Below are 12,904 nucleotides of genomic sequence, written 5' to 3' on the forward strand. Positions count from 1 at the left end.
AAAATTTTAGCACTCACCTCTTGACAGTGCTAATAATGCGTGCTATATTTATGCTTGGAAACAGAAATAACAGGAATTCGTTCATAGCACAGTGGGAAATGAGGTGAAAGATATGAACATTCAGAAATTTACACAGAAGTCAATGGAAGCAATCCAGGATTGCGAAAAATTAGCATATGAATATGGCAATCAGGAAATCGAGCAGGAACATCTTTTAGTGGCATTACTGCAGCAGGAAGATGGACTGATTTTAAAACTGATTGAGAAAATGGAAATCCAGAAGGAGCATTTTGTAGACAATGCAATCCGCCATCTGGAAGCAAGAACCAAGGTGTCCGGCGGCCAGGTTTATGTCGGCCAGGCATTGAATAAGGTATTGATTAGTGCAGAGGATGAGGCAAAGCAGATGGGAGATGATTATGTCTCCGTAGAGCATCTGTTTTTATCCTTGTTAAAATATCCGAACCCTGCATTAAAGGAAATTTTTAAGGAATATGGTATTACAAGAGACCGTTTCCTGCAGGCACTGTCTACGGTGCGTGGCAACCAGCGTGTGACCTCCGATAATCCGGAAGCTACTTATGATACCTTAAATAAATATGGTTATGATATGGTAGAGAGGGCGAGAGACCAGAAGCTGGATCCGGTCATCGGACGAGATGCAGAAATCCGGAATGTAGTGCGTATTTTGTCCCGTAAGACGAAAAACAATCCGGTACTGATTGGCGAACCCGGTGTAGGTAAAACCGCAGTTGTAGAGGGACTGGCACAACGGATTGTACGTGGTGATGTTCCGGAAGGATTAAAGGATAAGAAGCTCTTTGCACTGGATATGGGTGCATTGGTAGCCGGAGCAAAATACCGTGGTGAATTTGAGGAACGTCTGAAAGCAGTATTGGATGAAGTAAAGAAATCCGAAGGACAGATTATCCTCTTTATCGATGAGCTGCATACCATTGTCGGTGCAGGAAAAACCGATGGAGCCATGGATGCCGGACAGCTTTTAAAACCAATGCTTGCCCGTGGAGAACTGCATTGTATCGGTGCTACCACATTGGATGAGTACCGGGAATACATTGAAAAGGATGCCGCATTGGAACGAAGATTCCAGCCGGTTATGGTAGACGAACCAACGGTAGAAGATACTATTTCTATCCTGCGTGGATTAAAGGAGAGGTATGAAGTATTCCATGGAGTAAAGATTACCGACAGTGCACTGGTTTCCGCAGCAGTGCTTTCGAACCGTTATATCTCAGACCGGTTCTTACCGGATAAAGCAATCGACCTGGTGGATGAAGCCTGTGCACTGATTAAGACAGAGCTTGATTCCATGCCGACCGAGTTAGACGAACTGAACCGTCGTGTCATGCAGTTAGAGATTGAAGAGACTGCATTGAAAAAAGAGGATGACCGTCTGAGCCAGGAGCGTCTGGCAGACTTACAGAAAGAGTTAGCAGAGCTTCGGAGTGAGTTCCAGAATAAGAAGGCACAGTGGGACAATGAAAAGAAATCCGTAGAGAAAGTCCAGAAGCTGCGTGAGGATTTGGAAAGCCTGAAAAATGAAATCCAGCAGGCAGAGCAGAGCTATGATTTAAATAAAGCGGCAGAATTAAAATATGGTAAGCTGCCGCAGTTACAGCAGCAGTTGGAAATTGAAGAAGAAAAAGTCAAAGGTGAAGATTTATCACTGGTACATGAAAGTGTCAGCGAAGAAGAAATCGCAAAGATTATCTCCCGCTGGACCGGAATCCCGGTAGCAAAACTGACTGAGAGCGAACGAAATAAGACACTGCACCTTGATGAAGAACTGCATAAACGTGTCATTGGACAGGACGAGGGCGTTACCAAGGTAACCGAAGCAATCATCCGTTCCAAAGCCGGAATCAAAGACCCGAGCAAGCCAATCGGTTCTTTCCTGTTCTTAGGACCAACCGGTGTAGGTAAGACAGAGCTTGCCAAAGCATTAGCAAGCTGCCTTTTCGATGATGAATCCAATATGGTCCGTCTCGATATGAGCGAGTATATGGAGAAATATTCCGTCTCCCGTCTGATTGGAGCACCTCCTGGATATGTAGGCTATGATGAAGGTGGTCAGCTGACGGAGGCAGTCCGCCGGAAACCGTATTCCGTAGTCCTCTTTGATGAGGTGGAAAAAGCACATCCGGATGTCTTTAATGTACTGCTTCAGGTACTGGATGACGGACGAATTACCGATTCTCAGGGACGTACCGTAGACTTTAAGAATACCATTATTATCATGACTTCTAACTTAGGCTCCATGCATCTGTTGGAGGGCATTGACGAAAACGGCGAGATTCGTCCGGAAGCAGAAGAAGCTGTCATGGAAGAACTGAAGGGTAACTTCCGACCGGAATTTTTGAACCGTCTGGATGAAATCATTATGTTCAAGCCGCTGACCAAAGATAACATTGGTAACATTATCAAGTTACTGATGGCAGATCTGAATAAACGTCTTGCAGACCGTGAACTGAAAGTGGAACTGACAAAGACTGCAGAGGATTATATTACCGAGAAAGGTTATGACCCGGTATATGGTGCAAGACCGCTGAAACGTTTTCTGCAGAAATATGTGGAGACATTGGCAGCAAAATTGATTCTTGCAGATAAAGTCAGAGAGGGAGATACCATCCTTATCGACCTTACCGATGGAGAACTGACTGCCAGCGCAAAACCGGCGACCGCCTGAAATGGTTCAAGCCTGACATAATAAGAAATGCCGTTGCTGCATATATTGTCAGGAGAGCAGAAAAGTAACGGTGTAAAATGAGTCGAATCCGAAAAGCATTGATATGGATGAATCTGGCACTGGCGGTATTGGTAATTGCCGCCGGAGCCTGTCGGATCCGTGTCAATCATCTGGCAAGTGCAGAGAGCATGAACACAAAGAAAACAAGTGGAATAAAAGAGGTTGCATTGACATTTGACGATGGACCAAGCCCGGAATGTACAAAAGATTTACTGGAAGGGCTGAAGGAGCGCAATGTCAAAGCAACCTTTTTTGTGATAGGAGAGAAAGCAGAGGCATATCCGGATTTGATAAAGAAGATTCAGAATGACGGGCATATCATAGGAAATCATTCCTATACCCATGTGAACCTTGGCATCTTATCGAAGGAGGATGCCTGTGAGCAGATTCGAAAGACCAATGATGCCATTTATCAGATAACCGGGGAATATCCGCAGTTTTTGCGTTCTCCTTTCGGAAGCACCCAGAAGAATCTGGACTGTCAGATGAATATGATAGAGGTGCTCTGGGATGTAGACCCAAGGGACTGGGAGGTGCAGAATAAGGAAAAAGTCGTCGATAAAGTAATGACGGATGTCAAAGATGGTGATATTATTTTATTACATGACGGTTATGACAGCAGTATGCTGGCAGCCTTTGAGATTATTGACCGGCTGCAGGCACAGGGTTATGAATTTGTAACGGTAGATAAGCTGATATTTGAGTTACCTTGAGAAAAAAGGAATGTTTCAATGGATTTTTGGTGTGTTTTCACTGGAAAATCGAGAAAAAATACCAGAATAGACTTGTCAAAAGACAAAAATTAAGGTATGGTATCTTAGGATGAAATGAATTATTTTAAAGCTCAAATGTCATTTTGAAACCCAAAAAGTATAAAAATGAAGAAAAATAAGAGTAAAAATGCAAGATTCGTTTTGAAATTATGCAAGGAGCAAAAATGGATTTATTTGATTACATGCGGGAACAGAATATGGAAAAAGAGTCTCCCCTTGCGGCAAGACTTCGTCCCACGACCTTAGACGAAGTAGTCGGGCAGGAACATATTATCGGAAAGGACAAGCTGTTATATCGTGCCATTAAAGCAGATAAGTTAAGTTCTATTCTTTTCTATGGACCGCCGGGAACCGGAAAGACCACGCTGGCAAAAGTGATTGCCAATACCACCAGTGCTGAATTCCTTCAGATGAATGCTACATCTGCAGGAAAGAAGGACATGGAGGAAGTGGTGCAGCAGGCAAAGAACAATCAGGGAATGTATGGAAAGAAAACGATTCTTTTCATCGACGAGATTCATCGTTTTAATAAAGGACAGCAGGACTACCTTCTGCCTTTTGTAGAAGACGGAACGATTATCCTGATTGGTGCCACAACGGAAAATCCATATTTTGAAGTCAATGGAGCTTTACTATCCCGTTCCATTATTTTTGAACTGCATGCACTGGAAAAAGAAGATATTAAGAAGCTTTTGGTGCGGGCAGTTACTGATAAGGAAAAAGGAATGGGTGCATATCAGGCAGTCATCGATGAGGATGCACTGGAATTCATGGCAGATGTAGCCAATGGAGATGCAAGGGCAGCCCTTACCGCCATTGAACTTGGAATCTTAACCACACCACGAAGCGAAGACGGACTTATCCATATTACAATCGATGTGGCACAGGAATGTATCCAGAAGCGTGTAGTGAAATATGATAAGGCAGGCGATAATCATTATGATACGATTTCTGCATTTATCAAAAGTATCCGTGGAACAGACCCGGATGCGGCCCTTTATTACCTTGCAAGAATGTTATATGCAGGAGAAGATATCCGTTTCATCGCAAGAAGAATCATGATCAGCGCGGCAGAGGATGTTGGTACAGCAGACCCGATGGCATTGAATGTAGCGGTTTCTGCAGCACAGGCAGTAGAACGCATCGGTATGCCGGAGGCACAGATTATTCTTGCAGAAGCAGTTGCCTATGTGGCAAGTGCCCCAAAGAGTAATGCATCCTATATGGGACTGAATCGCGCGATGGATGTGGTAGAACATATCAAAACGGCACCGATACCAAATCACTTAAAGGATGCACATTACAAATCCGCCGGAAAATTAGGACATGGTCTGGGTTATCTTTATTCCCATGATTACCCGCACCACTATGTCAGACAGCAGTATCTTCCGGATGGGCTGACGGATTCGGTATTTTACGAGCCGACCGACAATGGAAAAGAAAAAGAAATCGCCCAGTGGCTTCACTGGTTAAAAGAAAATGATGAATGATACAGGAGGAAGGAATAAGATGCAGTCTTATCAGGAAATGTCAAAAGAAGAATTGTATAAGGTAAAGGAAGGTCTTGAAAAAGAGTATGCAAAATACAAGGGAATGGGTCTTTCTTTAAATATGGCAAGAGGAAAGCCGGCAGCAACCCAGCTCGACCTTGTCATGCCGATGCTGGATGTATTAAACAGCAGCAGTGAATTAATTGCAGAAGATGGTACAGATTGTAGAAATTATGGAGAATTAAAAGGAATTCCGGAAGCAAGAAAATTAATTGCAGATATGGTAGGAAGCACACCGGACCATGTTTTTGTATACGGTAATTCCAGTTTAAATGTTATGTACGATACCGTATCCCGTTCCTTTACCCACGGTGTCATGGGAAGTACACCATGGTGCAAACTGGATAAAGTAAAATTCTTATGTCCGGTACCGGGCTATGACCGTCATTTCGGAGTAACAGAATTTTTCGGTGTAGAAATGGTAAATGTACCGATGACTTCCGAAGGACCGGATATGGATATGGTAGAGCGTCTGGTAAGCAGCGATGATTCCATTAAAGGAATCTGGTGTGTACCAAAATATTCCAATCCTCAGGGAATCACTTATTCCGATGAAACTGTCTGCCGTATGGCAGCATTAAAGCCGGCAGCAGAAGACTTCCGTATTTACTGGGACAATGCCTATGTAGTACATCATCTCTATGAAGATGAGCAGGATGACCTTTTAGATATCATCAGCGAATGTGAGAAAGCCGGCAACCCGGATATGGTATATGAATTCTGCTCTACATCAAAGGTAAGCTTCCCGGGAAGCGGTATTGCAGCAATCGTAACTTCCAAGGCAAACCTTGACTTCATTGAAAAACAGTTTACGATGCAGACCATCGGACATGATAAGATTAATCAGCTTCGTCATGTACGTTATTTCAAAAATATTGACGGAATCAATGCACATATGATGAAACAGGCAGCAATTATGCGTCCGAAGTTTGAAATGGTAGAAAGAACATTGCAGGATGAATTAGGCGAGCTTGGAATCGGTTCCTGGATTAGCCCGAAGGGTGGATACTTCATCTGCTTTAATACTTTACCGGGATGTGCAAAGAGTGTTGTTGCCAAAGCAAAAGAAGCAGGCGTTGTTTTGACACCGGCAGGAGCACCTTTCCCTTATGGAAAAGACCCGGAGGATTCTGTTATCCGTATTGCACCAAGCTTCCCGACTATGGAAGAACTTGAGACAGCAACTAAAATTTTTGTACTTTGCGTCAAACTTGCAAGTGTAGAAAAACTGCTTGCAGAATAGAAAGAATCATATGAAACAGGAAAAAAGACAGGGAATTTTATTTATTATAGGAGCAGGCTTCTTCTTTGCACTGATGACATTTTTTGTCCGGCTGTCAGGAGACCTGCCTACGATGGAAAAGGCTTTTTTCCGAAATGCAGTAGCTGCCGTTGTGGCAGCTTTTCTGCTCATCCGGGCAAAAGAGCCATTCTATGCACCAAAGAAAAGCTGGGGCGGACTCTTCATGCGAAGCTTCTGCGGAACGGTAGGATTAATCTGTAATTTCTATGCCATTGACCGGCTGAATATTGCAGATGCCAATATGTTAAATAAGTTATCGCCTTTCTTTGCAATTATTATGTCAACCTTTATCTTAAAGGAAAAGGCAAATAAAGTAGAATGGGGAGCAGTCGTGCTGGCATTTACCGGAGCACTGCTTGTCATTAAGCCATCCTTTGATATACAGTTTGTTTACGGACTGATTGGAGCACTGGGCGGACTGGGTGCAGGAATTGCTTATACCTATGTGCGTAAATTGGGGAAAATGGGAGTGAAGGGACCGGTTATCGTCCTTTGTTTTTCACTCTTTTCCTGTGTTGTCACATTGCCGTTTTTTATCATCGGATATAAGCCTATGAGCATGACACAGTTTGTCTGCCTTATGCTGGCTGGCGTATGTGCAGCAGGCGGACAGATCTGCATTACCACAGCATATACGAAAGCACCGGCAAAAGCGATATCTGTTTTTGATTACACCCAGATTGTCTTTGCGGCACTTCTTGGCATTCTGTTCCTGAATCAGATACCGGATGTCCTCAGTATTGCAGGCTATATTGTTATCATTGGAACTGCCATATTTAAGTGGCAGTATAATATGAAATACGACACCTAGAAAAGGGAACTGGAAAAGATATTTGAAAATGCACTTTTTTACGGTAATGCGTAAAAATACTGTTGCGTTGAATCAGGCTATCACTTATAATGATACTCAAAGTAAATTTATTGGGCGATTGCGAAATTGGATAGATGTACATTCCGTTGCTTTGACAGGGTCGCTGTACTGTCCGTCAACTGCAGATGCAGCATAAAGTCTGCAAGGGGCACTAAGAATTTCGGTATAATGCCATATGTTCCGGCAACCGGCGCAAATTCACATCCATGTTCAATTGCGCCTCGCTGGCACGTCCCTGTGCCAGCGTTGCCAAAGAACAGACGAAATTCTAAGTGCCCCTAACAGCCCTTATCATGCATCTGAAGTTGACGAACAATGCAGCGACGATGTCAAACATTGGAAAGACTGTTTTTATCGCGTTACGCAAAACATACCTTTTAGAACTGCGGGATTTCAGTGCAGACTTCAAATCCCCTTTCATAGCAAAATTTTGAAAGAAAAGCTGTCCCCTTTCGCAATCGCCTAAAGAAAATCACATAGAGAAGGAGAAGAAACATGTATACATTAGAAGATATTCAGGCAGTGGACATGGAAGTTGCAGATGCCATTACCAAAGAATTTGACCGTCAGAACAGCCACATTGAGCTGATTGCATCTGAGAACTGGGTAAGTCCGGCAGTAATGTCAGCAATGGGCAGTGTAATGACTAATAAATATGCAGAAGGCTATCCGGGAAAGAGATATTACGGCGGATGTGACTGCGTTGATATTGTAGAGAACCTGGCAATTGAGAGAGCAAAAGAGCTGTTTGGCTGTGACTATGTAAATGTACAGCCACATTCCGGTGCACAGGCAAACATGGCTGTACAGTTTGCTATTTTAAAACCGGGTGATACCGTAATGGGAATGAACTTAGACCATGGTGGACATTTAACACACGGAAGTCCGGTAAACTTCTCCGGAACATATTTCCATATTGTGCCTTATGGTGTAAATGATGAAGGCTTCATTGACTATGACAATGTTATGCAGATTGCAATGGAATGTAAGCCAAAGATGATTATTGCAGGTGCATCCGCATACGCAAGAACCATTGATTTCAAGAAATTCCGTGAAATTGCAGATGCCTGTGGTGCAGTTCTTATGGTTGATATGGCACATATCGCAGGACTTGTTGCAGCAGGACTTCATCCAAGCCCAATCCCATATGCAGATGTTGTAACAACAACAACCCATAAGACCTTAAGAGGACCAAGAGGCGGAATGATTCTCTGCAATCAGGAAGCAGCAGATAAATATAACTTTAATAAGGCAGTATTTCCGGGAATCCAGGGTGGACCTTTAATGCATGTCATTGCAGCAAAGGCAGTCTGCTTAAAAGAAGCGTTACAGCCGGAATTCAAGGTATATCAGCAGGGTATTATTGATAATGCCCAGGCACTTTGCAAGGGATTATTAAGCCGTGATATCAAGATTGTATCCGGCGGAACTGACAACCATCTGATGTTAGTAGACCTTACTAATTATGATTTGACAGGTAAGGCAGTAGAAAAATTATTAGATGCTGTAAACATCACATGTAATAAGAATACCATTCCGAATGATCCGAAGTCTCCATTCGTAACCAGTGGTGTTCGTCTTGGTACTGCAGCTGTTACATCAAGAGGCATGAATACAGAAGATATGGACAAGATTGCAGAGGCAATTGCCATGATGATTAAAGAGGGCGAGGCAGCTTCTGAGAAAGCAAGAGCAATTGTAGCAGAATTAACTGCAAAATATCCTCTGAAATAAATCGTAAAAATTTTTGTCGGGAAATTAATGATTTCTTAAGAAATCTTAGGAATTATCCACGCTGTATTTCGAATAAGAAAATGATAAAATAGTCGTAAAGTATGAAAGCTTTACGGCTATTTTTTTCGAAGTCAGGCATCCATAAAAAGCTGCCAACGGCAGTTTCTACAGGTAAAAGGCAGGAAAAAGGAATTATTCAGGAGGAGACAGATGAGCAAAAAGAAGGTAGGCATTATTATTGGAGTTATTGCAGCGGCAGTAGTTGCAGCCGGAGTAGGATTCTATTTCCTAAAGGGAAGAAGCAGCGGTGGAAATTCTGCAGACAAGGTATATGTAGAAAAAGTATCTGCAATTATGAACCAGTCAGCAGGAATCAATAATCGTTACAGTGGTGTGGTAGAACCACAGGAGACCTTAGAGATAAATAAGGATTCCGAACGTAAAGTAAAGGAAGTATACGTTTCTGTTGGTGATGAAGTAGAAGAGGGAACCGTATTATTTTCTTATGATACAGAAGAACTGCAGATGCAGATAGACCAGGCAAAGCTTGAGATGGAAGGCATTGCAAATGACATTTCCAATTCAAATGCACAGATTGCAGAATTGCAGAAAGAAAAAGCAAGCGCACCGGAAGACCAGCAGTTTGAATATACCACACAGATTCAGACACTGCAGACTTCCATTAAGCAGTCAGAATACAACAAGAAAAGCAAACAGGCAGAGATTGACAAATACCAGAAATCCATCGACAACTCAGAAGTAACCAGTAAGATGGCTGGTGTTGTAAAAGAAATCAATGAAAACGGGGTGGATCCCAATGGAAATACTGCAGCATATATGAAAATATTAGCGACAGGCGAGTACCGTGTAAAAGGAACGATTGATGAGACTTCTGTAGGAACAATTTCAGAGGGAACACCGGTTATTTTACGTTCCAGATTAGATGAGACGCAGACCTGGACAGGAAGTATTTCCAAGATTGATACTGAAAGCAGCCAGACGGACAGTAATTCTTCTTATATGTATGATGGAGGCAGTTCTGGAGATTCTGCGTCTAAGTATTCATTCTATGTTACTTTGGACAGTACAGACGGACTGATGTTAGGACAGCATTTATATATAGAGCCGGATTACGGACAGGGCGAGGTTGAAGAAAAGGAAGGAGTCTGGCTGTACGGCTATTATATTGTGCAGGATGATGGAGACCCATATGTATGGGCAGCAGACAAGAAGAACAGACTGGAAAAACGCAAGGTAGAATTAGGCGAGTATGATGAGAATCTCGATGAATATGAGATTAAATCCGGACTTTCTGAAGATGACCTGATTGCATTCCCGATGCAGGGACTGTATGAGGGTGTAACAGCAGTTACCAATATGGAAGAAGTAGATTATTCTTCTCCGTTATATAATCAGGAATCTACAGATGATTCTGGTATGGACGAAGGAATGTATGATGAATACGGAACTGAATCTATGGATGAAGGCATGTATAATAATACTGACGGAACCGAATACATGGACGAAGGAATGTATGATGAAGCCGGAACTGAATTTACAGATAGCGGCGAGTCAGGTGCGACAGATTCGGAGGTGGTTGAATGATTCTGAATCTGCAGCATATCTATAAAGATTACAATCAGGATAAACTGGTAGTTCCGGTATTGAAGGATGTATCTTTACAGGTAGAAGAAGGAGAATATGTTGCTATCATGGGACCGTCCGGTTCCGGGAAGACAACATTGATGAATATTATCGGGTGTCTGGACAGACCGACTTCCGGAACCTATGAACTGGCGGGAAAGGATGTCTTAAACTTAAAAGACCGCGAGATGTCTGCTGTCCGACTGAACAGTATTGGATTTGTATTTCAGAGTTTTCAGCTGATGCCAAGGGAAAGTGCACTGGATAACGTATCACTTCCACTGAGCTATGCCGGTGTAAAGAAGAAAGAACGGAAAGAAAGAGCACAGAAGGCATTGGAGCGTGTAGGATTAGGAGACCGTTCCGGGTTCCGTCCGACACAGCTTTCCGGTGGACAGAAGCAGAGAGTAGCAATTGCCCGTGCCATGGTAAATAATCCGAAGATTTTACTGGCAGACGAGCCGACCGGAGCATTGGACCAGAAATCCGGTAAACAGATTATGGAATTGTTCCAGAGCCTGAATGATGAGGGCGTTACCATTGTCATGATTACCCACGATATTAACATTGCAAAACAGGCAAAGAGAATCCTCCATATAGTAGACGGAGAAATATTTACAGACGATGAGGAGGGCAAGGCATGAAAAAGAAAGTTGTAATTGCAATTCTAATCGTAGTTTTAGCCGGAGGTGGAATCACCGGAGGAATAGTAGGATACCGGGCATACCAGAATAGTAAGCTGGTAGCAGAGGTACAGTCAGTATCCATGTTAAATACTGGTTCCTGGGATGACAGCATGGAAAGTGACGGAACCGTGACCAATGGACAGCAGCAGGATGTTTATGTCAGCACAGAGCAGACCATTCAGAAAGTGTTTGTAACAGAAGGACAGGAAGTATCCGAAGGTGACCCGCTGTTACAATATGATATGACCAATATTGACCTGGCAATTGAGATGAAGAAATTAGACATCCAGACAATCGAAAATAATAGTGCTGTAGCACAGAAGGAATTGGAAAAGCTTAAAAATACCAAGCCAATCAGCAATGCCACAACAAGTACACCGTCTGTAGACAGTGTGACGCCATCAGCACCGGAAACACCATCTACGGATACTTCTGTAACCACACCGGATACGGTAGAAGAGAAGAACGGAGATGCCTATAATTATATTTCAACAACGGCGCAGCCATATACCGGAGATGGAAGCCAGGAGAATCCATACCGCTTCTTATGTACAAAGGAAGCATATGTCTATGGAAGCTATCTGAATACATTGAAAAGTGAGGGGAAGGTTGCGGTATTTGAAATTCATGACGGAAATATCGTAGCCGGAACCTTAATCAGTGCATGGACAAAAGTCGGTGCAGCTTTAGAGGAAGCAGACCCGGATGCAAAATGGTATGTTATTGATGGAAGTAAAGTAATTAATGAGCCGGATGTCCCGGATACCCCGGTCGAACCGGTTGTACCGGATACACCATCTGTACCGGATGATAACCAGCAGAGCGGATATACAGCAGATGAACTGGCAAAAGAGATTGCGGATAAAGAAAAAGAACTGACTAAGCTTGATCTGGATAAAAGAAAAGCGGAGCTTGCGTTGAAACAGATGGAAAGCCAGTCAGAAGATGGAATGGTTTATGCTGAGTTTAATGGTACCGTAAAGAAAGCAGGAGATCCGGATAATCTTCCAAATGATGGAAGTGCATTTTTGACACTTTCCGGTTCAGATGGTCTATATGTAAAGGGAACTCTAAATGAGCTTGCATTGGAACAGGTGAAAGTCGGACAGAGTGTTACAGCAACCTCCTGGAGCACCGGAATGGTATTTGATGCAACAATAACAGAGATTAATGATTACCCGGAGGATTCCAATGGCTATTATTATGGCAATGGCAATCCGAATGCATCCTATTATGGCTATACCGCATATATTGAAGACAGCACTGGACTTAGCAATGGAGACAACTTAAGTCTTTCCATTAATCTTGGTGGAGATGAAGATTCTTCCGATAAGATTTATCTGGATAAAGCATATGTGCGTAAGGAAGATGGTAAGAGCTATGTCATGAAGGATGATGGAACTGGTCATCTTGTAAAACAGTATGTGAAGACAGGAAAGACCATATATGGATATGCAGTAGAAATTAAATCCGGAGTTACAATGGATGATTATCTTGCTTTTCCATATGGTAAGACAGCAAAAGAAGGAGTCAAAACCAATAAGGATGAAGATTCCGGAACTGTAATGTATTAGTA

9 protein-coding genes are annotated in these 12,904 nt (G+C 42.9%); all 9 read left to right on the forward strand.

All coding sequences use genetic code 11. The annotated features are described in order from the left end of the window. Nucleotides 1-112: 112 nt before the first annotated feature. Complete coding sequence (clpB, locus tag LKD41_RS09935) at nt 113-2,707, forward strand: ATP-dependent chaperone ClpB (RefSeq protein ID WP_227701082.1); 2,595 nt, start codon at nt 113-115, stop codon at nt 2,705-2,707. Between the two features lie 77 nt (nt 2,708-2,784). Next, complete coding sequence (locus tag LKD41_RS09940) at nt 2,785-3,480, forward strand: polysaccharide deacetylase family protein (RefSeq protein WP_227701083.1); 696 nt, start codon at nt 2,785-2,787, stop codon at nt 3,478-3,480. A 224-nt stretch (nt 3,481-3,704) separates the two neighbouring features. After that, complete coding sequence (locus LKD41_RS09945) at nt 3,705-5,030, forward strand: replication-associated recombination protein A (RefSeq protein WP_227701084.1); 1,326 nt, start codon at nt 3,705-3,707, stop codon at nt 5,028-5,030. Nucleotides 5,031-5,049: 19 nt separating this feature from the next. Beyond that, nucleotides 5,050-6,333, forward strand: a complete 1,284-nt coding sequence (locus LKD41_RS09950; RefSeq protein WP_227701085.1) for an aminotransferase class I/II-fold pyridoxal phosphate-dependent enzyme — start codon at nt 5,050-5,052, stop codon at nt 6,331-6,333. A gap of 10 nt (nt 6,334-6,343) precedes the next feature. Next, nucleotides 6,344-7,204 carry a DMT family transporter gene (locus LKD41_RS09955; RefSeq protein ID WP_022243924.1) on the forward strand — a complete coding sequence of 287 codons (861 nt, stop codon included), beginning with the start codon at nt 6,344-6,346 and terminating at the stop codon, nt 7,202-7,204. A 555-nt stretch (nt 7,205-7,759) separates the two neighbouring features. Further along, nucleotides 7,760-8,998: a serine hydroxymethyltransferase gene (gene glyA, locus LKD41_RS09960; RefSeq protein ID WP_022243925.1), complete on the forward strand. Its 1,239-nt coding sequence runs from the start codon at nt 7,760-7,762 to the stop codon at nt 8,996-8,998. Nucleotides 8,999-9,208: 210 nt separating this feature from the next. Beyond that, a complete protein-coding gene (locus LKD41_RS09965) occupies nt 9,209-10,603 on the forward strand; it encodes an efflux RND transporter periplasmic adaptor subunit (protein ID WP_227701086.1) in 1,395 nt (464 codons plus the stop codon). Next, entirely contained in the window at nt 10,600-11,286 is a 687-nt protein-coding gene (locus LKD41_RS09970) for an ABC transporter ATP-binding protein (protein ID WP_022243927.1), read from the forward strand. The genes LKD41_RS09965 and LKD41_RS09970 overlap by 4 nt, the downstream gene beginning before the upstream one ends. Next, complete coding sequence (locus LKD41_RS09975) at nt 11,283-12,902, forward strand: efflux RND transporter periplasmic adaptor subunit (protein ID WP_227701087.1); 1,620 nt, start codon at nt 11,283-11,285, stop codon at nt 12,900-12,902. The genes LKD41_RS09970 and LKD41_RS09975 overlap by 4 nt, the downstream gene beginning before the upstream one ends. Nucleotides 12,903-12,904 lie beyond the last annotated feature (2 nt).

It is taken from the genome of Roseburia sp. CLA-AA-H209 (assembly GCF_020687575.1).
Lineage (GTDB): Bacteria > Bacillota > Clostridia > Lachnospirales > Lachnospiraceae > Roseburia_C > Roseburia_C amylophila.